Source organism: Paraburkholderia denitrificans (assembly GCF_042655705.1).
Lineage (GTDB): Bacteria > Pseudomonadota > Gammaproteobacteria > Burkholderiales > Burkholderiaceae > Paraburkholderia > Paraburkholderia denitrificans.
The window spans coordinates 243,517-266,787 of sequence record NZ_JBHSMP010000006.1; the positions used below are offsets into that span (position 1 = coordinate 243,517).

Consider the following 23,271-nt stretch of genomic DNA (forward strand, 5'->3'; position numbering starts at 1 on the left):
GGTGGCGAAGGTCAAGACGCTGTATACGTGTAGCGAGTGCGGCGGGCAGGTTCCCAAGTGGCAAGGGCAATGCCCCGCGTGCGGCGCGTGGAATACGTTGGTGGAAGGCGTCGCCGAACCGGCGGGCAACCACCGCTACCAGTCGCTCGCGAAGAGCGCGCCTGTGCGGCGCCTCGCCGATATCGAGGCGTCCGACGTGCCGCGCTTCACGACCGGTGTCGGCGAATTCGACCGCGTGCTGGGCGGCGGCCTCGTGGCGGGCGGCGTGGTGCTGATCGGCGGCGATCCGGGCATCGGTAAATCGACCCTGCTCCTGCAGTCGCTCGCGCAGATTGCGGCCGAGCGCCGCGCGCTCTACGTGAGCGGTGAAGAATCTGCGGCGCAGATTGCGTTGCGCGCGCAACGGCTTGCGCTGCTTGATCCGGGTTCGAAAGCGAGCGAGCTGCAGCTGCTCGCCGAAATCCAGCTCGAAAAGATTCAGGCAACCATCGAGGCCGAGAAACCCGATGTTGCGGTGATCGATTCGATCCAGACCATCTATTCCGAGGCGCTGACTTCGGCCCCCGGTTCAGTCGCGCAGGTGCGCGAGTGCGCGGCGCAGCTCACGCGTATCGCGAAGCAATCGGGCACCGCGATCATCATGGTCGGCCACGTCACGAAGGAGGGCAACCTCGCGGGGCCGCGCGTGCTCGAACACATCGTCGACACCGTGCTGTACTTCGAAGGCGATACCCATTCGTCGTTCCGTCTCGTGCGCGCGTTCAAGAACCGCTTCGGCGCGGTCAACGAACTCGGCGTGTTCGCGATGACGGAGCGAGGCTTACGCGGTGTCGCGAATCCGTCCGCGCTATTTCTGTCGCAGCACGAACAAAGCGTGCCGGGTTCGTGCGTGCTCGTGACCCAGGAAGGCTCGCGTCCGCTTCTCGTCGAGGTGCAGGCGCTCGTCGATACCGCTCAGGTGCCCAATCCGCGGCGGCTCGCAGTCGGTCTCGAACAGAACCGGCTTGCGCTGCTGCTCGCGGTGCTGCATCGGCACGCGGGAATCGCATGCTTCGATCAGGATGTGTTCCTGAATGCCGTGGGCGGGGTGAAGATCACCGAACCGGCCGCCGACCTCGCCGTGCTGCTGGCCATTCACTCGTCGATGCGTAACAAGGCGTTGCCCAAAGGGCTGATCGTTTTCGGCGAAGTGGGGCTTGCGGGGGAGATCCGGCCTTCGCCACGCGGCCAGGAACGTCTGAAGGAAGCGGCGAAGCTCGGGTTTTCCTGTGCGCTTATTCCACGTGCGAACGCGCCGAAGCAGCCGGTCGACGGCTTGCAGGTGATTGCAGTCGAGCGGATCGAGGAGGCCATCGACAAAGTCCGCACGCTCGAATGAAACCGGCCGGGTGCGGCTGGTCATTCAGGCGTACGTAAGGTGCAGGCAAGGCACATGCAGGGCACACGCAGGGCGCTGCGGACCCTGTACTGTCGCGTAATGATTAGTAACAACCCTGCCACACACTGTAACCTGGGCTTTCTGCGATTTCCCTATTCTTGGCCGCATGTTTGACTCGCGCGCAGCGGAAAGGATAGCGTCGTGAAACAGATTGATACGCTCGCCGATAGTCGTTCGATCGTCGTGCGCGGGTGCAGGATCTCCGAGCCGCTCATGCAGCCCTGGGGCAGCAGTTGCCGCATTGTCGAGTGGATCGACAGCAACGGCTGCATCTCGCGACGTGTGGTGGCCGGGAACGTGACGGCGGCCCAGGTGCGCAGCACGATTGCGCATCACGTGGAAGGCCGCAGGCACATTCTCTACGACGACGAACGCACGCCCCGGCAAACGCTGCCGCGGCGTTAGCCAGCAAAAATGGGCGCCATGTGCGCCCATTTTTACTTTTGCACTCCGTTTAAGCTTGCATCGCGCCGCGCGCCGGGTTTCAGTTCCAGGGGCCGTAAGAAAACGGCTTGCCGCTGCTGAATGCACCCATTTGCGGATTCACGCGGGGCGCGCCTTGCGCTGCCGCATCTTGCGCTACCGGATGGTTTGCCTGCTCTGCGGTGTTCTCCGCGAGTGCTTCTTGCAGGACGTCCGGGTTGAACAGCGGGTGGCGCGACGCCTCACCTGCCGTGAGCACCGGTGTCACGCAACAGTCGATCGGTTCAAGCAGGTCGATCCACGTTTGCAGCGGTTCCGCCGCGATGACTGCGGCGAGTTCGCGTATGAGCCCCGCGGCATCCGTGCCGCCGATTGCCTGCCCCAGACTCCAGTGCCGCTCGGCCCACTCTTCGCGGCCGAGCGCCTTGCAGAACGCCTGCCAGAACTTCAGTTCCAGCGCGCCGACGGCGAGCCAGCGGCCGTCCTGGGTGCGATACAGGTTGTAGCAGGGCACGCCGCCGTTGAGCAGGCCGCCGCCGGGCTGGAGGGCCGCCGCGTCGTCGTTGGCAAGCGCGACTTTCGCGACCACGTTGTAGGCGTAAGCGGCGTGCGCCATCGAAATGTCGATGAAGCGGCCCGCGCCGCCGCGCGCGACCTGCCAGAGCGCGGCGAGGATCTGCGTGACCGCCGAGAGCGCGCCGCCGAGCAGGTCGGCGATCTGGAAATTCGGCAGCACGGGCGTGCCGTCGCGCGCCGCAAGCTGGTCGAGCACACCCGAATAGCCGATGTAGTTCAGGTCGTGTCCGGCGCGGTCGGCGAACGGACTGTCGGCGCCATATCCGCTGATGGCGCAGTAGACGAGCTTCGGATTGATCTGACTCAGCGTCTCGTAGCCGACGCCCAGCCGCGTCATCACGCCGGGACGAAAGCTCTCGACGAGCACGTCCGCTTCGCGCGCGAGCGCCAGTAGGACATTGCGCCCGCTTTGCGATTTCAGGTCGATCCGCGTTTCGCGCTTGCCGTGGTTGACGAGGCGGTAGAACGCGCCAGGTCGCGTGGCGACTTCGTCAGCGGAGCTTTGCATCATCGCGCGGGCCGCGTCGCCTGCGCCGGGCGGCTCGATCTTCAGCACGTCGGCGCCCATTTCCGCAAGACGCAGCGTGGCAACCGGGCCGGGCAGCAGCATGGTCAGATCCAGGACGCGTAGACCTTGTAACGCAGCAGGTGACGACACTCGTATCTCCTTCGCTTCGTACGGCGCGCGCGCCGCGGCTAGCCAATCTGTTCGAGATCCTCGTGCGCGTCGAGCCAGTCGGCTTCGAGCGTATCGAGGCGCGCCTGGACTTCGGCCTGGCGGCGGATTGCTTCGGTCAGGCGGGTCTTCTGGCTGGGCTCGTAACTCGCGGGGTCGGCAACGAATGCATCGAGCGTGCCTTTTTCCGCGTTGAGCATGTCCATTTCCTTCTCGATCTTGCCGATTTTCACCTGGAGCGGTTTTTTCAGCTGCGACAGCTTCTGGCGCGTCTCCGCTTCCTGGCGGCGTTGCTCCTTGCGATTGACGCCCGCATCGGCTGCGCCGTCGCCGCCCGCATCCTGCCGGAGGGCGGCGCGCTGCTCGGCGGCGTGCTGGAGCAGCCAGTCGCGGTAGTCGTCGAGATCGCCGTCGAACGGCTGCAGGCGATGTCTGGCGACGAGCATGAACTGATCGGTGGTCGCGCGCAACAGATGGCGGTCGTGCGAGACGAGGATCAGCGTGCCTTCGAATTGCGCGAGCGCCATTGTGAGCGCGTGACGCGTTTCGAGATCGAGGTGGTTGGTCGGCTCGTCGAGCAGCAGCAGGTTCGGCTTCTGCCAGATGATGAGCGCGAGCGCGAGCCGCGCCTTTTCGCCGCCCGAAAACGGCGCGATGGACGCCGTGGCCATTTCGCCGGGGAAATTGAAGCCGCCGAGAAAATCGCGCAGTTCCTGCTCGCGCGTATCGGGCGCGAGGCGTGCGAGATGCTGCAGCGGCGAATCGTCTGGGCGCAGTGTTTCCAGCTGATGCTGCGCGAAATAGCCGATCTGCAGACCCTTGCCCGTGCGCAGATCGCCCGAGAGCGGCGCGAGCGTGGCGGCGAGCGTCTTGATGAGCGTGGACTTGCCCTGGCCGTTCGCACCGAGCAGGCCGATGCGCTGCCCGTTCTGGATCGACAGCGCGACATCGCTCACGATGGGCGTTTCGCTGCCGTCCTCGGCGCGGTAGCCGCAGCGCACGTCTTCCATGACGAGCATGGGATTCGGCGCGGAATCGGGCGTGCGGAATTCGAACGTGAACGGCGAGCTTGCGTGCGCGGGCGCGATCAGCTCCATCTTTTCCAGCGCCTTCACGCGGCTTTGCGCCTGGCGCGCCTTGGTCGCCTTGGCCTTGAAGCGGTCGATGAAGCTTTGCAGGTGCGCGACGGTTTTCTGCTGCTTTTCGTAGGCGCTTTGCTGGAGCGCGAGTTGCTGCGCGCGCAGGATTTCGAACTGCGAGTAGTTGCCGCCGTAGCGTTTGATCTGCTGGTTTTCCAGATGCAGCGTGACGTCGCAGGCGGAATCGAGGAACTCGCGGTCGTGCGAGATCACGATGAGCGTGCCCGGGTAGCGATGCAGCCAGTCTTCGAGCCAGACGATTGCGTCGAGGTCGAGGTGGTTCGTGGGTTCGTCGAGCAGCAGCAGGTCGGAGCGGCACATCAGCGCCTGCGCGAGGTTCAGGCGCATGCGCCAGCCGCCCGAGAAGCTCGAGACCGGCGCGCGCGTCTGCTCGAGCGTGAAGCCGAGCCCGAGCAGCAGCGCTTCGGCGCGCGCGGGCGCGGTGTAGCCGTCGGCGTCGGCGAAGGCGGCGTGCGCTTCGGCTTCGGCCGCACCGTCGTGCGCGGCCGATGCCGCGGCGATGCGCGCCTCGATGTCGCGCAGCGCGGCGTCGCCGTCGAGCGCGTAGTCGAGCGCGGTGCGCTCGACAGCCGGTGTTTCCTGCGCGACGTGCGCGATCCGCCACGACGGCGGCAGCGAAAAGTCGCCCGCATCCGCGTGCAGCTCGCCGCGCAGCACGGCGAACAGCGTTGATTTGCCCGCGCCGTTCGCGCCGACGAGACCGGCCTTTTCACCGGGGTTCAGCGTGAATGAGGTCTGGTCGAAAAGCGGCTTGGTGCCGCGGGCAAGGCTGAATTGATTGAAGCGGATCACAGCAGCGCCAGCTTGGGAAAACCGCTATTTTAGACTGTGCGGCCCGTGGGCCGGCATCAGCCGTTCGGCCGAGGTGCGGCGCGCGGCGATTCTCACCTAAACTGGGTCATTTCCCGGGGAGTGCACAGATGACGTCGATCTATTCGTTTTCAGCAGAACCGCTTGGCGGCGGCGCGCCGGTGAGCCTGGAACGCTTTGCCGGCAAGGTGCTGCTGGTCGTCAACACGGCGAGCGAGTGCGGGTTCACGCCGCAGTACGCAGGTCTGCAAAAGCTTTACGAGGCATACGCCGCGCGCGGCCTCGACGTGCTCGGTTTTCCGTGCAACCAGTTCGGCAAGCAGGAGCCGGGCGACGCGGCGCAGATCGGCAGCTTTTGCGAGCAGAACTATGGCGTCAGGTTTCCGATGTTCGACAAGATCGACGTGAATGGCGCGAATGCGCATCCGCTCTATCGCTGGCTCACGGGCGAGGCGCCGGGCGTGCTCGGGCTCGAGGCGGTCAAGTGGAATTTCACGAAGTTCCTCGTCGACCGCAACGGCAATGTGGTCAAGCGCTATGCGCCTCTCACCAAGCCGGAGGCGATCGCGGCGGATATCGAAAAGCTGTTGTGAACGGTTGTCGTGAGCCGCGCGGCTAGAGAATCGGCGCAAAGAGGCGCGCGAGATGCATGGTCATCTTGCGCCAGGCGCGCGCGTCGCGGTATTCGGTGCGGTCGATCTCCACGGCTTGCTCGAAGTCGCGCAGCAGCATCGTTTCGACTTCGGCCGCGAAGCCGCGGTGCACCGTGAGCACCATGATCTCGAAGTTCAGCCGGAACGAACGGTTGTCGAGGTTCGCGCTGCCAACGACTGCCGCCACGTCGTCGATCAGCAAGACCTTCTGGTGCAGGAAGCCAGGCTGATAGCGGAAGATGCGAATGCCCGCGCGGATGGCATCGAATGCGTACAGCGTCGAGGCCTCGAACACCACGTAATGATCGCGGCGGCCCGGAATCATGATGCGCACGTCCACGCCGCGCAGCACCGCGAGTCGCAGCGCCGAGAACACCGCTTCATCGAGCACGAGATAGGGGGTGGTGATCCACAGCCGCTGGCGTGCCGCATTGATCGCCTCGACGAAGATGAGCGAGCAGGTTTCCTGACGATCGGCGGGACCGGTCGGCATCACGAGACAAAACATGTTGTCGTCGCAGGGCGCGACGGGCGGCGGTTCGCAGTCGGGCAGCTCCTGCGTGACCCAGTACCAGTCCTCGGTGAAGGCGAACTGGATGTTCGCGACGGCGGGGCCGCGCACTTCGATATGCGTGTCGCGCCAGGGCGAGAGCGGCGGCTTGGCGCCGAGGTATTCGACGCCCACGTTGTGCCCGCCCACAAAGGCGCGCTCGCCGTCGACGACGACGATCTTGCGGTGATTGCGGAAGTTGAGCTGGAAGCGGTTGACGAAGTGGCGCCGCGTCGAAAACGGATGCACCACGACGCCGCCCGCGCGCAATGCGTTGACATAGCTCGCGGGCAGGTCGAAGCAGCCGATGCTGTCGTAGAGGAAAAACGCGCGCACGCCGCGCGCCACGCACTGGATGAGCGTGTCCTTCAGCATCTCGCCGAGGGTGTCCGCGTGGACGATGAAAAATTGCACGACCACGTAGTGGTGCGCCTGCTCGATGGCCTCGAAGATGGCCGAGAACGTGGCTTCGCCGTTCACGAGCGTTCGCACTGAATTGCCGGGCACGATCGGCATGCCGCCGAGTTGCGCCATCGTCTGGATCACGCGCGCGCCGAGTTCTTCGACCGGCCATTCGCCGGTGGAAAGGAGTTCGTCCCACTCGGGCGCGCGAGCGCGCGAGCGCAGGGTTGCATTGCGCAGCCGCCGCGCGTCGGCGTAGCCCGCGAACTTGCTGCGGCCGAGGAAAAGGTAGGGGATCAGCGTCAGATAGGGCATCGTCGCGAGCGACACAGCCCACGCGATCGCGCCTTGCGAGGTGCGGGTGTTGAGGATGGCGTGGCATGCCGCAGCGATTCCGAGGAGGTGGATGATCGCGAGAAGCGGGCCGAGCTGTGACCAGTCGAATTGCATAGGGGCGCGGGGCGCGCCGGATGCTGGACGACACCGTAGCGCGGTAGCCGGGAAGCTTCCATCTTACCGAACCCGGCCGGGCTGGGGTGATGGTTCTGGCCCCGGGGGCGCGCGCGAAACCGCGATCTGACAGTTTTCGCGAATTTTCGCGCGCGAAAGGTACTTACAAAAGGCGCTTACACCGGCAGATCGGCTGCCTGGATCAGGAACACCTGATCGTCGCCCGCGCTCGTCGAGAGCCATACGAGGTCCAGCCCGCCGAACGCCGCTTCGACGTTCGCGCGCTCGTTGCCGATCTCCACCACGAGCACGCCTTCGTCGGTCAGCCAGTTGCGCGCCTGCGCAAGAATGCGGCGCACGATGTCCATGCCGTCCGCGCCGCCCGCGAGCGCCATTTCCGGCTCGTGACGGTATTCGGGCGGCAGCGCCTGCATCGATTCGGCGTTCACGTACGGCGGATTCGTCAGGATGACGTCGTAACGGCGTTCGGCCAACGGCGCGAACAGGTCGCCTTCGAACAGCGCGATGCGCTCGTCGAAGCCGTGCTCGTGGACGTTGCGGCGCGCCACTTCGAGCGCCGGGGCCGAAAGATCGACCGCGTCGATATCGGCGTTCGGGAACGCATGCGCGGCGAGGATCGCGAGGCTTGCCGAGCCGGTGCACAGTTCGAGCACCGCGCTCACGTGTTCGGGATCCTCGACATACGGCTGCAGGCCGTCCGCGAGCAGTTCGCCGATGAACGAACGCGGCACGATCACGCGTTCGTCGACGTAGAAGCGCACGCCGTGCATCCACGCTTCCTTCGTGATGTAGGCGGCGGGCACGCGCTCGGTCGCGCGGCGCTCGATCACGCCGAGCACGGCGTCGATTTCGTCGGACGCGAGCCGTGCGTCGAGGAACGGATCGAGCAGATCGAGCGGCAGATGCAGCGTATGCAGGATCAGGTAGGCGGCCTCGTCGTAGGCGTTGGACGAGCCGTGGCCGAACGCGAGTTCCGCGGCGGTGAAGCGCGTCACGGCGTAGCGCAGCAGGTCGCGCACGGTGGAAAAGGTGGTCGACAGGGGATGCGTCATGTGGGGGGCTCCGGCAGGCGTGTTCAGGCGATCAGTTGTTCGAGCACGCGACGATACACGTTCTTCAGCGGTTCGACGTACTTTAGTTCGATATGCTCGTCGATCTTGTGGATGCTGCCGTTTGGCGGGCCGAATTCGACCACCTGCGGGCAGATACGCGCGATGAAGCGGCCGTCGGACGTGCCGCCCGTCGTCGAGAGTTCGGTCGTGACGCCGGTCTCGTCGAGGATCGCTTTTTCGAGCGCATTCGACAGCGCGCCGCGCGGGGTGAGGAACGGCAGGCCGCTCACGGTCCAGTGCAGCTCGTAGTCGAGGCCGTGCTTGTCGAGGATCGCATGCACGCGCTGCTGCAGGCCTTCCACCGTGCTGGCGGTCGAGAAGCGGAAGTTGAACTGGACGTCGGCGTGGCCCGGAATCACGTTGCTTGCGCCGGTGCCGCTGTGCAGGTTCGACACCTGCCATGTGGTGGGCGGGAAGTACTCGTTGCCGTCGTCCCACTTTTCGGCCACCAGCTCGGCGAGCGCGGGTGCGAGCAGGTGCACGGGGTTCTTCGCGAGATGCGGATAGGCGATATGCCCCTGCACGCCCTTGACGATCAGCTTGCCCGACATCGAGCCGCGGCGGCCGTTCTTCACGCAGTCGCCGAGCGCATGCGTCGAAGTCGGCTCGCCGACGATGCAGTAATCCATTTTTTCGCCGCGCTGCTGCAGCGCTTCGACGACCTTCACGGTGCCGTCGGTCGCGGGGCCTTCCTCGTCGCTCGTGATGAGAAAGGCGATGGCGCCGCGATGCTGCGGATGCGCGGTGACGAACTCCTCGCTTGCCACGACGAATGCGGCGAGCGAGGTTTTCATGTCGGCGGCGCCCCGGCCGTAGAGTTTGCCGTCGCGTTGCACCGGCTCGAACGGCGGCGATTTCCACTGTTCGAGCGGGCCGGTCGGCACGACATCGGTATGGCCCGCGAAGGCGAGGAGCGGTCCGGCAGATCCGTCCGTGCCGCGCTTCACGGCCCACAGGTTCGTCACGCCGTGCGACTCGATCGTTTCGCACGTAAAGCCGAGCGGCGCGAGGCGCCCGGTCATGATGCGCTGACAGTGCTGGTCGTCGGGCGTAACGGACGCGCGCGCGATCAGGGCTTCGGTAAGGGCGAGGGTGCCGGACATGGAAGGGCCACTTTCAATAAAAATGCCGGCGCCGCGAGTTCACACGGGCACCGGCAACAGCTTGTTATTACGCGTTGTGCGAAGCAGTCCGGCTCACGCGAAGAGCGTGGCGTACTGTTCCGCCGAAAAACCGAGCGTCTTCACACGGCCGTTCACGACGACGACGGGCCGCTTGATGACCGATGGCTTCTCGATCATCAGCGCGATCGCGCCGTCCTGGTTTTCGGCCGCCGACTTCGTTTCGTCGGGCAGGCCGCGCCACGTCGTGCCGCGCTTGTTGACAAGCGCTTCGAGTGACACGTCCTTGAGCCAGCCTTCGATCATCGGCGCGCTTACGCCCGCCTTTTTGAAATCGTGAAATTCGAATGCGACGCCGTGCGCTTCGAGCCACACACGGGCCTTCTTCACGGTGTCGCAGTTCGGAATGCCATAGACGACGGTTTTGCTCGCCGCCATCAATCGCCTCGCAGCAGCTCGTTCAGACCGACCTTGGCGCGCGTCTTCGCATCGACCTTCTTGACGATCACGGCGCAGTACAGGCTGTGCGAGCCGTCCTTCGAGGGCAGGTTGCCCGCGACGACGACCGAGCCCGCCGGAATGCGGCCGTACGACACTTCGCCGGTTTCGCGGTCGTAAATCTTGGTGCTCTGGCCGAGGTACACGCCCATCGAGATGACCGAGTTCTCCTCGACGATCACGCCTTCCACGACTTCCGAGCGCGCGCCGATGAAGCAGTTGTCTTCGATGATGACCGGGTTGGCCTGCAGCGGCTCCAGCACGCCGCCGATGCCGACGCCGCCCGAGAGGTGCACGTTCTTGCCGATCTGCGCGCACGAGCCGACCGTCGCCCAGGTGTCGACCATCGTGCCTTCGTCGACGTAGGCGCCGATGTTCGTGTACGACGGCATCAGCACGACGTTCTTCGCGATGAACGAGCCGCGGCGCGCGATGGCCGGCGGCACGACGCGAAAACCGCCCGCGGCGAAGTCTTCGGCGGTGTAGTTCGCGAACTTCGACGGCACCTTGTCGTAGAACTGGCTGTAGCCGCCCGCGGGCATCGGCACGTTGTCTTCGAGACGGAACGACAGCAGCACGGCTTTCTTCACCCACTGGTTGACGACCCAGTCGCCGTCCTTCTTCTCGGCGCAGCGCAGCGCGCCGCGGTCCAGTTCCGCGATGACGTGGGCGACGGCTTCGCGCACGTCGTTCGGTGCGGACTTCGCCGAGAAGTCCGCGCGGTTTTCCCAGGCGTTGTCGATGATCTGCTGAAATTGTTGCGACATGGTGTTGGTTTCGTGTGAGTTCGGATAGGGAAGGCGGTGCGGGCGCGGCATGCCTCGTGGACGCCGCGCGTGGCGTTCAGGCGAGCGAGCGGCAGAAATCGACGATGCGTTGTGCGCCCTCGATGCACTCCTCGACGTCGGCGACAAGCGCCATGCGGACGAAATTCTGTCCTGGATTCGTGCCGTGCGCGGTGCGGGCCAGATAAGAGCCCGGCAGGACCGTCACATTATAGTCGGCGTAGAGACGCTGGGCGAAAGCGGTATCGGACAGGCCGGTACGCGCGACGTTCGCCCAGAGGTAGAACGCGGCGTCCGGCAGACGCACGTCGAGCACGTCGGCGAGCATCGGCGTGACCGTTGCAAACTTGCGCGCGTACTTCGCGCGGTTCTCGCGGACGTGCTGCTCGTCGCCCCACGCGACAACGCTCGCGGCCTGCCAGACCGGCGACAGCGCCGCGCCGTGGTAGGTGCGGTAGAGCAGGAACTGCTTGAGGATCGCGGCGTCGCCCGCGACGAAGCCCGAGCGCATGCCAGGCACATTCGAGCGCTTCGACAGACTCGACAGCATCACGAGGCGCTCGAAGCCGCGGCCGAGGCGGTGCGCCGCTTCAAGGCCGCCGAGCGGCGGCTTCGTTTCGTCGAAGTAGATCTCGGAGTAGCACTCGTCGGAGGCGATCACGAAGCCGTAACGGTCGGACAGCGCAAAGAGTTCGCGCCAGTCGTCGAGCGTGAGCACGGCGCCCGTGGGATTGCCGGGCGAGCACACGTAGAGCAGCTGCGTGCGGGCCCACACGTCATCGGGCACCTGCGAATAGTCGCACGCGTAGTTGCGTGCCGGATCGCTGTTCACGAAGTACGGCTCGCCGCCCGCGAGCAGCGCGGCGCCTTCGTAGATCTGGTAGAACGGGTTCGGGCAGAGTACGATCGCCCGTCTGGCCGGGTCTTTCACGCCAGCGGCCGGATCGAGCACCGCCTGCGCGAGCGCGAACAATGCCTCGCGCGAGCCCGAAACCGGCAGCACTTCGGTGTTCGCGTCGATGGCGGGCAACGCGTAGCGCGCCTCGATCCAGTTCGCGATCGACTCGCGCAGCGCGGGGCTGCCCGCTGTCGCCGGATACACCGCGAGACCGTCGAGCGAGGCGACCACGGCGTCGCGGATCAGCGCGGGCGTCGGATGTTTCGGCTCGCCGATGCCCAGGCTGATGGGCCGCAGGCCGGCTTTCGGCGTGACGTCCTTGAAGAGGGCGCGCAGCTTTTCGAAGGGATAGGTCTGAAGGGTGTCGAGTAGCGGATTCACTTGGGCGTTGGGCGGGCGTAAGCGAAAAACGGGCGTAAGCGAAAAACAGAGGGGCAGGCGCGCGGAACTCGCCTGCGGCGCGCACTGAAACCATGCGGCAGACGGTTGCAGGCGGTCGATTATAGCGTGGTGTCGCGGGCCATGCGGCGTGCCGCATGGCCTTTGCGAATCGTCTGCGGCTGTGAGGGAAAGTCGGAGTTTTGAAGGCTCTGAAGGGCTTTAACGGGTGTGAGGGGGCAAGAATGCGGTTTTCGATGTATCGGCGGTGCATGACCCGCGACGCGCACTTAAAGCACCTGAGGCGCCTGACGTGCCCGAGGACGCTGCGATGAGCCAGCGCTTGCGCGTCGACTGGCCGACGCTGGCGATCCTCGTCGGCGCGTCGGTGTGGGGCATCGTCTGGTATCCGCTGCGGATGCTGGCGGCGCTCGGCGTCACGGGCACGGTTGCGAGCGCAGTGACGAGCGCCGCCGGATGCGCATTCGTGCTGCTGCTACGCCGCCGCTCGATTGCGACGGTGCGCTGGCACTGGGTCTTGCCGTTTCTCGGGCTCGCGGCGGGCGTGACGAATCTGGGCTTCGTCTGGGGTACGATCCACGGCCAGGTGATGCGCGTGATGCTGCTGTTCTATCTGGCCCCGGCGTGGACCGCGCTCTTTGCGCACTTTATCCTCGGTGAGCGGCTGACCTGGTCGGGCGCGGCGCTCGCCGCGCTTTCGCTTGGCGGGGCGATGCTGATGCTGTGGTCGCCGGCGCTCGGCGTGCCGCTGCCGGGCAATGCGGCGGAATGGGCGGGCCTCGCGGGCGGCATGGGTTTCGCGATGAGCAACGTGCTGGTGCTTAAGACGAGCCGCGTGCTGCCGGACATGCGCCCGGAAATGCGCACGGCCGTGATCTTTGGCGGCACGGCCCTGTTCAGCGCCTGCGCGAGCACCTTCGAACCGATGGCGGCGGCCCCTGCGGGCGACCTGCTCGGGCGCGCGCTGCTGCTCGTCCTGGCGCTCGGCCTCGTGCTCGCGTCGAACAACATGATCGTGCAGTACGGTCTCGCGCGCGTGAGCGCGAACCGCGCGTCGATCATCATGTTGTTCGAGATCATCGTGACCGCGCTCAGTTCGTGGCTCTTCGCGGGCGAGGCGCCCGGTCCGCGCGAGTGGGCGGGCGGCGGCTGCATCGTACTCGCGTCGCTGCTGTCGAGCTGGGTGCACCGCGTGCGCAGCGCGCCTGCCCGGCGCGACGACGGCGCCCGGCTGTCAGGCGGGCATGCCGATGACGGCGACAAGCGCGACGATACTGACGGCGGCAGCGCGGGCGACGGGTCGCAGAGCGAGCAGAACGACCTGCGTGCGATGGTATGATTGCCGCTAATTCTCGCCGTGGAGCGCACGCCAGGCCGCGCCGCGCGGCGAGCCGTGGCGGCTGCCCAGTGCGCGTTCCGCTGCCGGGCGATTGCGCCGGTGCGTGGCGTGCGGCACGAGCGGTCCCGTTCACTCTCCCAATTCAAACAGCGATATCGCCGTGCGTCTGACCTCGATTAAACTCGCTGGCTTCAAATCATTCGTCGATCCCACGCATTTTCAGGTTCCGGGCCAACTGGTCGGTGTGGTCGGGCCGAATGGCTGTGGTAAATCCAACATCATCGACGCCGTGCGCTGGGTGCTCGGCGAGTCCCGCGCGTCCGAGCTGCGCGGCGAGTCGATGCAGGACGTCATCTTCAACGGCTCGACCGCACGCAAGCCCGGCAGCCGCGCGAGCGTCGAACTCGTGTTCGACAACGCGGACGGTCGTGCCGCCGGCCAGTGGGGCCAGTATGCGGAGATCGCCGTCAAGCGCGTGCTGACGCGTGACGGCACGTCGAGCTACTACATCAACAACCTGCCAGCGCGCCGCCGCGACATCCAGGACATCTTCCTCGGCACGGGCCTCGGTCCGCGCGCCTACGCGATCATCGGCCAGGGCATGATCGCGCGCATCATCGAAGCGAAGCCCGAAGAGCTGCGCGTGTTCCTCGAAGAGGCGGCGGGCGTCTCGAAGTACAAGGAGCGCCGCCGCGAGACGGAGAACCGTCTGCACGACACGCGCGAGAACCTCACGCGCGTCGAGGACATCGTGCGCGAACTCTCGACGAACCTCGAAAAACTGGAAGGCCAGGCAGTCGTCGCGACGAAGTTCCGCGAACTGCAGTTCGACGGCGAGGAAAAGCAGCGCCTGCTGTGGCTGCTGCGCAAAAACGAGGCGGCGAGCGAGCAGGAGCGCCAGCAACGCGCGATCGAACAGGCGCAGATCGATCTCGAGCGCCAGACGGCGCAACTGCGCGAGGTCGAGGCGCAACTCGAAACGTTGCGTGTGGCGCATTACACCGCGAGCGACGCGATGCAGGGTGCGCAGGGCGCGCTCTACGAAGCCAATGCCGAGGTGAGCCGCCTCGAAGCCGAAATCAAGTTCATCGTCGAGTCGCGCAATCGTGTGCAGGCGCAGATCGCGGCGCTGAGCGCACAGCGCGAACAGTGGCAATCCCAGGCGCAGAAGTCGCAAGGCGACATCGAGGACGCCGAAGAGCAGCTGGCAATGGCCGAAGAAAAGGCCGCCGTCGCGCAAGAGGAGGCCGCGGCGAAGCAGGACGCGCTGCCCGCGCTCGAAGGCCGGTGGCGCGATGCGCAGGGCCAGCTCAACGAAGAGCGCGCGGGCATTGCGCGCACCGAACAGGCGCTGAAGCTCGAAGCCGCGCATCAGCGCAATGCTGATCAGATGCTGCAACAACTGCAACAGCGTCACGAGCGGCTCAAATCCGAAGAGGGTGGACTCGACGCGCCGGACGAAGCGCAGCTCGAAGAGTTGCGCATGCAACTGGCCGAGCAGGAGGAAATCCTGCACGACGCGCAGTTGCGGCTCGGCGACGCGCAGGAAGCGCTGCCGCGTCTGGACGGCGACCGCCGCTCGGCGCACGAGCGTGTGCAGGCCGAGAACGCGCAGATTCACCAGCTCGAAGCGCGTCTCTCGGCGCTCAAGCAGTTGCAGGAAAACGTGCAGACCGAGGGCAAGATCCAGCCCTGGCTCGAACGTCACGAGCTTGGCACGCTGCCGCGCCTGTGGAAGAAGCTGCATGTCGAAGCAGGGTGGGAAACGGCGCTTGAAGCGGTGCTGCGCGAGCGGCTCGCCGCGCTCGAGGTGTCGAACCTCGACTGGGTGAAGGCGTTCGCCACCGATGCACCACCCGCCAAGCTCGCGTTCTACGCGCCGCCCGCGGCGGGTCAGGCGCCGTCTGCGCCGTCCGGCCTCACACCGCTGCTCTCGCTCGTGCGGATCGACGACGCGGGATTGCGCGCGGTGCTGACAGAATGGCTCGGCTCGACCTTCGTCGCGGCCGATCTTTCCGAGGCGCTGGCGCAGCGTGCGCAGTTGCCGTCGGGTGGCGTGTTCGTCGTGAAGTCCGGCCACATGGTGACGCGCGTGGGCGTGCAGCTCTACGCCGCCGATTCGGAACAGGCCGGTATGCTGGCGCGGCAGCAGGAAATCGAGAATCTGACGCGCCAGGTGCGCGCGCAGGCCCTGCTCGCCGACGACGCGCGTGCGGCTGCGATTCGCGCAGAAGCTGCGCACACGCAGGCTGCGCAGGCGCTCACGGAAGTGCGCCAGCAATCCGAGCGCGCGACGCAGCGCGTGCACGCACTGCAACTGGACGTGCTCAAACTCACGCAGGCGCATGAGCGTTACACGGCGCGCAGCACGCAGATTCGCGAGGAACTCGACGAGATCGCGGCACAGGTCGACGAGCAGCGCGCGCTGCGCGCCGAGTCGGAAGCGAACTTCGAGCGCCACGATGGCGAGCTGGCCGAACTGCAGGCCCGTTTCGAGGACAACCAGCTTGCGTTCGAAGCACTCGACGAGGCACTCGGCGCTGCGCGCAACGAGGCGCGCGATCTCGAACGTGCCGCAAGCGATGCGCGCTTCGCCGCGCGCGACATGGCTAACCGGATCGAAGAACTGCGGCGCAACATCCAGGTGGCGCACGATCAGAGCGAACGGGTAGCCGCGTCGCTCGAAGACGCGCGGGCCGAACTCGAAACGATCAACGAACAGACTGCCCACACCGGGCTTCAGGACGCGCTCGAGATTCGCACGCAGAAGGAAGCCTCGTTGCGCGTTGCGCGCACCGAACTGGACGATCTCACCGGCAAGCTGCGTCAGGCCGACGAAACGCGGTTGAGCGCCGAGCGTGCGCTGCAGCCGCTGCGCGATCGCATCACGGAATTGCAGTTGAAGGAGCAGGCCGCGCGTCTGAACGGCGAGCAGTTCGTCGAACAACTGCAGGCCGCGGGCGTCGACGAAACGGCGCTGCGCGAGAAGCTCACGCCGGACATGAAGCCGTCGTATCTCCAGGGCGAAGTCACGCGCATCAATAACGCGATCGCGGCGCTCGGCCCGGTGAACATGGCGGCACTCGACGAACTCGCAGCGGCGAAAGAGCGCAAGATCTTCCTCGACGCGCAGTCCGCCGACCTGACGAGCGCGATCGAAACGCTCGAGGATGCGATTCGCAAGATCGACCAGGAAACGCGCACGCTGCTGCAAGGCACGTTCGACGAAGTGAACCAGCATTTCGGCGATCTGTTCCCGCGCCTCTTCGGCGGCGGCCAGGCGAGACTCATCATGACGGGCGACGAGATTCTCGATGCCGGGGTGCAGGTAATGGCGCAGCCGCCGGGCAAGAAGAACTCGACGATTCACCTGCTGTCCGGCGGCGAGAAAGCGCTGACGGCGACCGCGCTGGTGTTCGCGATGTTCCAGCTCAATCCTGCGCCGTTCTGCCTGCTGGACGAAGTGGACGCGCCGCTCGACGACGCGAACACGGAGCGTTTCGCGAATCTGGTGCGCGCCATGTCGGACAAGACGCAGTTCCTGTTCATTTCGCACAACAAGATCGCGATGGAAATGGCCCAGCAGCTGATCGGCGTGACGATGCAGGAGCAGGGCGTGTCCCGTATCGTTGCGGTCGACATGGAAACAGCGGCGGGTTTTGCACAGAATACGGTTTAACGAGCGGCGCGCGACGCGCATCCGGTGGTGCCGGGCGAAAGCCGGCCACCGCGTGCGGCGCGAACGCAACGCAAGCGGATCGCGCCTGTAGCGCGCCGCTGGACAAGAATTGCTGATGGAGCATGCATGGACGAGTTGACTCTCGGATTGATCGGCGCGGGCGCCGTGGTGGTCGGGGGTGTGGTGGTCTATAACGCGTGGCAGGGCGCGAGAGTGCGCAGGCGCATGCCGCGGCCGATGCCGCAGGAAGTGGCCGAAACGCTGCCGCGCGACAACCTGGAGGAGCAGAGTCCGTTCATCGAGCCGGCCCGAGCGCCGGCGCGGCGCGAACCGTCGCTCGCGGGCGATGCAGAGAAGCGCGTCGAGCCGGGGTTCGGCACGGTGGCGCCGCTCGATACGCCAGCCGACATCCAGGCTGAAAACACGTCGCCGAACGGATTCCCCGATGTGGAAACCGAGGCCAGCCCGCCTGCCGTGGAGAGCGCAACGCCCGCGGCCACGCCTGAAGAGGCTGAACGCGTAGAACCGGTCCTGCCTGCCGCGACCACGATTTCGTCTGCGCCGCCTGCGGTCGTCGATCGCCGCATCGATTGCATCGTCCCGATCCGCCTTGCCGCGCCGATGGCTGGCGAGCGCGTGATTCCGTTCGCCCAGCGCCTGCGCCGCGCCGGCAGCAAGCCGGTGCATATCGAAGGCAAGCCGGAGGGCGGCGACGGTTGGGAGCTGCTGCAAAACGGCGTGCGCTATGAAGAGCTGCGCGCCGCCGCCCAGCTTGCTAACCGCAGTGGCCCGCTCAACGAACTGGAGTTTTCGGAGTTCGTGACCGGCGTGCAGCAATTCGCTGACGCACTCGACGCCGCGCCGGAATTCCCGGACATGATGGAAACCGTTTCGATGGCGCGCGAGCTCGACGGTTTCGCCGCGCAATGCGATGCGCAGCTCTCGATCAACGTGTTGTCGGACGGCGCACCGTGGTCGGCGAACTACGTCCAGGCCGTGGCCGCGCAAGACGGCCTGCTGCTCTCGCGCGACGGCACGCGGTTCGTGAAGCTCGACGCGAAGCAGAACCCGGTGTTCATGCTGCAGTTCGGCGACACCAACTTCCTGCGCGACGACCTCACGTACAAGGGTGGCCAGATGATCAGCCTGATTCTCGACGTGCCGGTGGCCGACGAGGACATCCTGCCATTCCGCCTCATGTGCGATTACGCGCGCTCGCTCGCGGAGCGCATCGGCGGCCGCGTGGTTGACGACCAGCGCCGTCCGTTGCCGGAATCGGTGCTGCAGGCCATCGACAAGCAGCTCATGACGCTCTACGCGAAGCTCGAACAGGCTGGTATTCCGGCCGGATCGCCCGCCACCCGGCGGCTCTTCAGCCAATAATTCGAACGTGCGCAGCGCGGCGCCGCAAGCGTGCCGCGCGTTCCTCTCGTTCCTTGCGTCACTCGCAGTGCGGGCACGCTGCGTGCGACGGCCTGCGCGAAGCGCCACCGTGGAGGCGCCGGATTCAACTGCTGGAAAGCTCATGGCGGTCACGCATCGTGCAGGTTGCGAATGCGTTCACGTTCGCATCCCGTGCAACCCGTTGTCAACGCAGCGGGCCGAACGTTAGCCGTTCGGCCAGGGGCGCGCGGGCAGTGCGCGGGTGGTGCGCACGCGGTGTTCGACCATGGCCGTTTGGCCGATGCCACACGGGCCGCTTCCTGCGATAATCTGTCTCCTAAATCCACTCGTGAAGCCGCTCCAGCATGGCCCGAACGCCCGCCCGTCATCCCGATGAACCGTCTGCGTCGCAACGTGCGGCGTGGTTGCGCGCCGAACTCGAGCGTGCCAATCACGCGTATCACGTCCTCGACCAGCCGGAGTTGCCCGACGCGGAATACGACCGGTTGTTCAAGGAACTTCAGCAGATCGAATCCGGTCATCCCGAACTCGTCACGCCCGATTCCCCCACGCAGCGCGTGGGCGGCGAGGTTGCGACCGGGTTCGAATCCGTCGTCCACGACGTGCCGATGCTTTCGCTCAACAACGGCTTCGAGGATGAGGACATCGTCGCATTCGACAAGCGCGTGGCCGACGCGCTCGACAAGTCCGAAGTGGAATACGCGTGCGAACTGAAGTTCGACGGGCTTGCCGTTTCCCTGCGATACGTGGATGGCGTATTCGTTCAGGCTTCCACGCGCGGCGATGGATCGACCGGTGAGAACGTCACGGAAAACGTTCGCACGATCCGCTCGCTGCCGTTGCGTCTGAAGGGCGAGCGGGTGCCGAAAGTGCTCGATGTGCGCGGTGAAGTGCTGATGTTCCGCCGCGACTTCGAGCGCATGAACGAGCGTCAGCGCGACGCCGGCCAGAAAGAATTTGCCAACCCTCGCAACGCGGCGGCGGGCAGCCTGCGCCAGCTCGATTCGAAGATCACCGCACAGCGGCCGTTGTCGTTCTTCGCCTACGGCATCGGTGCGCTCGAAGGCGAGCCGACGCCCGCCACGCACAGCGAACTGCTCGACTGGTATGCGGAACTCGGGCTGCCGGTGAACGGCGAACGCGCCGTCGTGACCGGCGCGCAGGGCCTGCTCGCGTTTTTCCGTGCGGTCGGCGAAAAGCGTGACCGCCTTCCATACGATATCGACGGTGTGGTGTACAAGGTCAACCGGCGCGACGAGCAGGACGCGCTCGGCTTTGTTTCGCGCGCGCCGCGCTTCGCGCTCGCCCACAAGTTTCCGGCCCAGGAAGCGCTCACGAAGCTGCTCGCTATCGATGTCCAGGTGGGCCGCACGGGTGCCATTACGCCGGTTGCACGCCTCGAACCCGTGTTCGTCGGCGGTGCGACGGTGACGAATGCCACGCTGCACAATGAAGACGAAGTGCGGCGCAAGGACATCCGCATCGGCGACACGGTGATTGTGCGCCGCGCAGGCGACGTGATTCCCGAAGTGGTGGGCGCGCTGCTCGATCGTCGTCCCGCCGACGCCCGCGAATTCGTAATGCCCACGCATTGCCCCGTCTGCGGATCGGGCATCGAGCGGTTGCCTGACGAGGCCATCGCACGCTGCACGGGCGGACTGTTTTGCCCGGCGCAGCGCAAGCAGGCGCTCTGGCATTTTGCGCAGCGGCGCGCGCTCGATATCGACGGGCTCGGCGAAAAGATCATCGACCAGCTCGTCGACCAGAACCTTGTGCGCACGCCCGCGGACCTTTTCAACCTCGGTTTCGGCACGCTGGCGGCGCTCGACCGCATGGCTGACAAGTCGGCACAGAATCTGCTGGATTCGCTCGAGAAGGCCAAATCCACGACGCTCGCGCGCTTCATTTATGCGCTCGGTATCCGGCATGTCGGCGAATCCACGGCGAAGGATCTCGCGAAGCATTTCGGTTCGCTCGATCCGTTGATGTGCGCTTCCGTCGAGGAACTGCTCGAAGTGAACGACGTGGGGCCCATCGTCGCCGAGGCGCTGCACCAGTTTTTTGCCGAGGAACACAACCGCACGGTCATCGAGCAACTGCGGGCGCCGGGCAAGGTTGCATGGCAGGAAGGCCCGCCTGCGCCGAAGGCTCCGCAGGGCGTGCTGGCCGGCAAGACGGTCGTGCTGACCGGCACGTTGCCGACGCTCACGCGCGACGCAGCAAAGGAAATGCTCGAAGCGGCCGGTGCGAAAGTGGCAGGCTCGGTTTCGAAGAAGACCGATTATGTGGTGGCGGGCGCCGACGCGGGCAGCAAGCTCGCGAAAGCCGAGGAACTCGGCGTGCCGGTGCTGGACGAAGAAGGGTTGCACAAGCTCCTGGAGGGGTCCTCGACATGATTCGCGAAATTCTCAGGATGGGCGATCCGCGGCTGCTCAACATCGCAAAGCCAGTCGATCATTTCGACACGCCCGAGTTGCACACGCTCGTCGCCGACATGTTCGACACGATGCACGCCGCGAGTGGCGCGGGTCTTGCCGCGCCGCAGATCGGCGTGGATCTGCAGGTCGTGATCTTCGGCTTCGAGCAAAACGAGCGCTATCCCGAGGCGCCCGCCGTGCCGCAAACCGTGCTCATCAATCCCGTCATTCATCCTCTGTCACATGACATGGAAGAGGGATGGGAAGGGTGTCTGTCGGTACCGGGCATGCGCGGCATGGTGAGCCGATATTCGATGATCCGCTACAACGGCTTCGATCAGTTCGGCACGCCGATCGAGCGTGTCGCCGAGGGCTTCCACGCCCGCGTGGTCCAGCACGAATGCGATCACCTGATCGGCAAGCTCTATCCGATGCGGATCACCGACTTCTCGAAGTTCGGCTTTACCGACGTGCTGTTTCCTGATCTCGATCCGGTCGCCGACGATTAAGTCGATCAAGCGAAAACGGGAGCCGCTGGCTCCCGTTTTGGTTTGCACGAGCCTCCCTGCATAAGGGAGGGTTCGGATCAACTTGGAACGACTCAGAACGACTCGTCGAACGTCAGATAGCGCCACTGGCCTTGCGGCAGCGCCCCCAGCAGCACCCGGCCCATGCGCACGCGCTTGAGCCCCACTACCTTCAATCCGACCAGCTCGCACATGCGGCGGATCTGCCGCTTCTTTCCTTCGCGCAGCACGAAACGCAGCTGCTCGCCGTTCTGCCAGCTCACCATCGCGGGCTTGAGCGGCACGTCGTCCAGTGACAGGCCGTGGCGCAGTTTCGCGAGAAGCTCGGCGGGAAAATGCTGGTCGATGTCGGTCTCGATGTCGTCGTAAGTCACGCGCACGAGATATTCCTTGTCGATGTCCGACTGCTCGCCGATCAACTGCTTTGCCACGCGCCCGTCCTGGGTCAGCACGAGCAGACCGGTCGAGTCGATATCGAGGCGGCCCGCCGGTGCAAGCGTGCGCAGATGCAGCGGCGAAAAGCGCACGCCCGAGCGATCGCCATCCCACTGGTTGGCTGCCGTGACGAGCGTCGCCGCGGGCGGATAGCCGTCCTCGGCCTGGCCCGAGACGTAGCCCACCGGCTTGTGCAGCAGGATCGTCACCTGGCGGGCTTGTGCAGCGCGTGCGGCCGGGTCGATCTCGATGCGCTGGTCGGGTGTGACCTTCGTGCCCAGCGTGTCGATACGCTCGCCGTCGACGAGAACCCAGCCTTTCTCGATCCACTCGTCGGCCTCGCGGCGCGAGCACAGACCGAGTTCTGACATGCGCTTCGACAGGCGCAGTGAGCCGGCTGCGTCGGTGCCTGTGTGGGTCGCGCGGTGTGGTGCACCCTCAGCCGATTCAACGGGTGCGCTGCGCGGAGCGCGGTCGTCCTGTTTAACGCGAGTCGCGAACTTGCGCGCGGGGGCGTCGTCTCGATAACCCGAGGCGGCTTTTACCGGGCGTGCGAAGCTGCGCTCTTCGCGCGCGGGGCGCTCGCTGCTCGTGCGGCGCGTGCCTTCGTCGCGAGGGCGGCGGCTTTCTGCCGACGAGCCGTATTCGCGGCGTGGTGCGGCGCCTGGCGCTTTGCGGTCGCCGAACTTGCGTTCGCGATCACCGAAACCTTCACTTCGCGGACGAGCCGGACGGCGCTCGTCGCCAGAGCCTTCACCGCGCGGGCGCGCCGGACGGCGCTCGTCGCCAGAGCCTTCACCGCGCGGGCGCGCCGGACGGCGATCATCACCAAAGCCTTCGCTGCGTGGACGCGCCGGACGGCGGTCATCACCAAAGCCCTCGCTGCGTGGACGAGCCGGGCGGCGGTCATCACCAAAGCCCTCGCTGCGTGGACGAGCCGGGCGGCGGTCATCACCAAAGCCCTCGCTGCGCGGACGAGCCGGGCGGCGATCATCACCAAAGCCCTCGCTGCGCGGACGAGCCGGGCGGCGATCATCACCAAAGCCTTCGCCGCGCGGGCGAGCGGGACGGCGATCATCACTGAAGCCTTCCCCACGCGGGCGAGCGGGACGGCGATCATCACTGAAACCTTCCACACGCGGACGAGCCGGGCGACGATCATCACCGAAGCCTTCGCCGCGCGGACGGGCCGGACGGCGATCATCACCGAAGCCTTCCCCACGCGCACGCGCCGGACGGCGATCATCACCAAAACCTTCCCCACGCGCACGAGCCGGGCGACGATCATCACCAAAACCTTCTCCACGCGCACGCGCCGGACGGCGATCATCGCCGAAGCCTTCACCGCGCGGACGAGCCGGGCGGCGTTCGTCACCGAAGCCTTCGCTGCGCGGGCGCGCCGGACGTTCACCCGGCGCCGTTCGTGCAGGCCGCTTCGCCGTATCGCGATCGCGCGGCGCAGCCGCTTTGGCGCCGCTACGTTCGGTCGTGCGGCCCT

The 23,271-nt window shown here is 66.0% G+C and carries 18 protein-coding genes; 8 read left to right on the forward strand and 10 right to left on the reverse strand.

Annotated elements, in window-relative coordinates; genetic code table 11:
* Position 1 precedes the first annotated feature (1 nt).
* A complete protein-coding gene (gene radA / locus ACFPTO_RS02915) occupies positions 2 to 1,378 on the forward strand; it encodes a DNA repair protein RadA (protein ID WP_377709331.1) in 1,377 nt (458 codons plus the stop codon).
* Positions 1,379 to 1,579: 201 nt separating this feature from the next.
* The gene (locus tag ACFPTO_RS02920) at positions 1,580 to 1,843 is read left to right on the forward strand and encodes a DUF2866 domain-containing protein (RefSeq protein WP_377709332.1); all 264 of its coding nucleotides are present in this window, start codon (positions 1,580 to 1,582) and stop codon (positions 1,841 to 1,843) included.
* 79 nt (positions 1,844 to 1,922) lie between these two features.
* Here the strand turns inward: ACFPTO_RS02920 and ACFPTO_RS02925 are convergent, their stop codons facing one another.
* Both ACFPTO_RS02925 and ACFPTO_RS02930 read right to left on the reverse strand, forming a co-directional pair.
* The gene (locus ACFPTO_RS02925; RefSeq protein ID WP_377709408.1) at positions 1,923 to 3,047 is read right to left on the reverse strand and encodes a CaiB/BaiF CoA transferase family protein; all 1,125 of its coding nucleotides are present in this window, start codon (positions 3,045 to 3,047) and stop codon (positions 1,923 to 1,925) included.
* A gap of 86 nt (positions 3,048 to 3,133) precedes the next feature.
* On the reverse strand, positions 3,134 to 5,065 hold the full coding sequence (locus tag ACFPTO_RS02930) for an ATP-binding cassette domain-containing protein (protein WP_377709334.1): 1,932 nt from the start codon (positions 5,063 to 5,065) through the stop codon (positions 3,134 to 3,136).
* A gap of 128 nt (positions 5,066 to 5,193) precedes the next feature.
* On the opposite strand from ACFPTO_RS02930, the gene ACFPTO_RS02935 reads away from it, so the two are divergent.
* Positions 5,194 to 5,676: a glutathione peroxidase gene (locus tag ACFPTO_RS02935; protein WP_377709335.1), complete on the forward strand. Its 483-nt coding sequence runs from the start codon at positions 5,194 to 5,196 to the stop codon at positions 5,674 to 5,676.
* Positions 5,677 to 5,698: 22 nt separating this feature from the next.
* Here the strand turns inward: ACFPTO_RS02935 and cls are convergent, their stop codons facing one another.
* From cls to dapC, 6 genes are all read right to left on the reverse strand, one after another.
* Positions 5,699 to 7,138, reverse strand: coding sequence for a cardiolipin synthase (cls, locus tag ACFPTO_RS02940; protein ID WP_377709336.1), 1,440 nt, complete (start codon positions 7,136 to 7,138; stop codon positions 5,699 to 5,701).
* A gap of 176 nt (positions 7,139 to 7,314) precedes the next feature.
* Complete coding sequence (prmB, locus tag ACFPTO_RS02945) at positions 7,315 to 8,211, reverse strand: 50S ribosomal protein L3 N(5)-glutamine methyltransferase (protein WP_377709337.1); 897 nt, start codon at positions 8,209 to 8,211, stop codon at positions 7,315 to 7,317.
* Positions 8,212 to 8,234: 23 nt separating this feature from the next.
* Positions 8,235 to 9,374: a succinyl-diaminopimelate desuccinylase gene (dapE, locus tag ACFPTO_RS02950; RefSeq protein WP_377709340.1), complete on the reverse strand. Its 1,140-nt coding sequence runs from the start codon at positions 9,372 to 9,374 to the stop codon at positions 8,235 to 8,237.
* A 93-nt stretch (positions 9,375 to 9,467) separates the two neighbouring features.
* Entirely contained in the window at positions 9,468 to 9,830 is a 363-nt protein-coding gene (locus ACFPTO_RS02955; protein WP_377709342.1) for an ArsC family reductase, read from the reverse strand.
* The gene (gene dapD / locus ACFPTO_RS02960) at positions 9,830 to 10,657 is read right to left on the reverse strand and encodes a 2,3,4,5-tetrahydropyridine-2,6-dicarboxylate N-succinyltransferase (protein WP_377709343.1); all 828 of its coding nucleotides are present in this window, start codon (positions 10,655 to 10,657) and stop codon (positions 9,830 to 9,832) included. The genes ACFPTO_RS02955 and dapD overlap by 1 nt, the downstream gene beginning before the upstream one ends.
* A 76-nt stretch (positions 10,658 to 10,733) precedes the next feature.
* On the reverse strand, positions 10,734 to 11,954 hold the full coding sequence (gene dapC / locus ACFPTO_RS02965) for a succinyldiaminopimelate transaminase (RefSeq protein WP_377709344.1): 1,221 nt from the start codon (positions 11,952 to 11,954) through the stop codon (positions 10,734 to 10,736).
* Positions 11,955 to 12,282: 328 nt separating this feature from the next.
* On the opposite strand from dapC, the gene ACFPTO_RS02970 reads away from it, so the two are divergent.
* The 5 genes from ACFPTO_RS02970 (at position 12,283) to def (ending at position 21,320) form a co-directional block, all read left to right on the forward strand.
* Entirely contained in the window at positions 12,283 to 13,311 is a 1,029-nt protein-coding gene (locus ACFPTO_RS02970) for a DMT family transporter (RefSeq protein WP_377709345.1), read from the forward strand.
* A 160-nt stretch (positions 13,312 to 13,471) separates the two neighbouring features.
* Complete coding sequence (gene smc, locus ACFPTO_RS02975; RefSeq protein ID WP_377709346.1) at positions 13,472 to 16,990, forward strand: chromosome segregation protein SMC; 3,519 nt, start codon at positions 13,472 to 13,474, stop codon at positions 16,988 to 16,990.
* 126 nt (positions 16,991 to 17,116) lie between these two features.
* Complete coding sequence (locus ACFPTO_RS02980) at positions 17,117 to 18,373, forward strand: cell division protein ZipA C-terminal FtsZ-binding domain-containing protein (protein WP_377709347.1); 1,257 nt, start codon at positions 17,117 to 17,119, stop codon at positions 18,371 to 18,373.
* 365 nt (positions 18,374 to 18,738) lie between these two features.
* The gene (ligA, locus tag ACFPTO_RS02985) at positions 18,739 to 20,790 is read left to right on the forward strand and encodes an NAD-dependent DNA ligase LigA (protein ID WP_377709348.1); all 2,052 of its coding nucleotides are present in this window, start codon (positions 18,739 to 18,741) and stop codon (positions 20,788 to 20,790) included.
* Positions 20,787 to 21,320, forward strand: coding sequence for a peptide deformylase (def, locus tag ACFPTO_RS02990; protein ID WP_377709349.1), 534 nt, complete (start codon positions 20,787 to 20,789; stop codon positions 21,318 to 21,320). The genes ligA and def overlap by 4 nt, the downstream gene beginning before the upstream one ends.
* Positions 21,321 to 21,412: 92 nt before the next feature.
* On the opposite strand, the gene ACFPTO_RS02995 is transcribed toward def, so the two are convergent.
* Positions 21,413 to 22,162: a pseudouridine synthase gene (locus tag ACFPTO_RS02995; RefSeq protein WP_377709410.1), complete on the reverse strand. Its 750-nt coding sequence runs from the start codon at positions 22,160 to 22,162 to the stop codon at positions 21,413 to 21,415.
* A gap of 152 nt (positions 22,163 to 22,314) precedes the next feature.
* Positions 22,315 to 23,148, reverse strand: a complete 834-nt coding sequence (locus tag ACFPTO_RS03000; RefSeq protein WP_377709418.1) for a hypothetical protein — start codon at positions 23,146 to 23,148, stop codon at positions 22,315 to 22,317.
* Positions 23,149 to 23,271 lie beyond the last annotated feature (123 nt).

Coding starts and splice junctions, on each gene's coding strand:
- ACFPTO_RS02925 (WP_377709408.1), bottom strand. CDS start 3,047: ATGCTGCTGCCCGGCCCGGTTGCCACGCTGCGTCTTGCGGAAATGGGC.
- ACFPTO_RS02935 (WP_377709335.1), top strand. CDS start 5,194: ATGACGTCGATCTATTCGTTTTCAGCAGAACCGCTTGGCGGCGGCGCG.
- cls (WP_377709336.1), bottom strand. CDS start 7,138: ATGCAATTCGACTGGTCACAGCTCGGCCCGCTTCTCGCGATCATCCAC.
- prmB (WP_377709337.1), bottom strand. CDS start 8,211: ATGACGCATCCCCTGTCGACCACCTTTTCCACCGTGCGCGACCTGCTG.
- dapE (WP_377709340.1), bottom strand. CDS start 9,374: ATGTCCGGCACCCTCGCCCTTACCGAAGCCCTGATCGCGCGCGCGTCC.
- ACFPTO_RS02955 (WP_377709342.1), bottom strand. CDS start 9,830: ATGGCGGCGAGCAAAACCGTCGTCTATGGCATTCCGAACTGCGACACC.
- dapD (WP_377709343.1), bottom strand. CDS start 10,657: ATGTCGCAACAATTTCAGCAGATCATCGACAACGCCTGGGAAAACCGC.
- ACFPTO_RS02970 (WP_377709345.1), top strand. CDS start 12,283: ATGAGCCAGCGCTTGCGCGTCGACTGGCCGACGCTGGCGATCCTCGTC.
- ACFPTO_RS02980 (WP_377709347.1), top strand. CDS start 17,117: ATGGACGAGTTGACTCTCGGATTGATCGGCGCGGGCGCCGTGGTGGTC.
- ligA (WP_377709348.1), top strand. CDS start 18,739: ATGGCCCGAACGCCCGCCCGTCATCCCGATGAACCGTCTGCGTCGCAA.
- def (WP_377709349.1), top strand. CDS start 20,787: ATGATTCGCGAAATTCTCAGGATGGGCGATCCGCGGCTGCTCAACATC.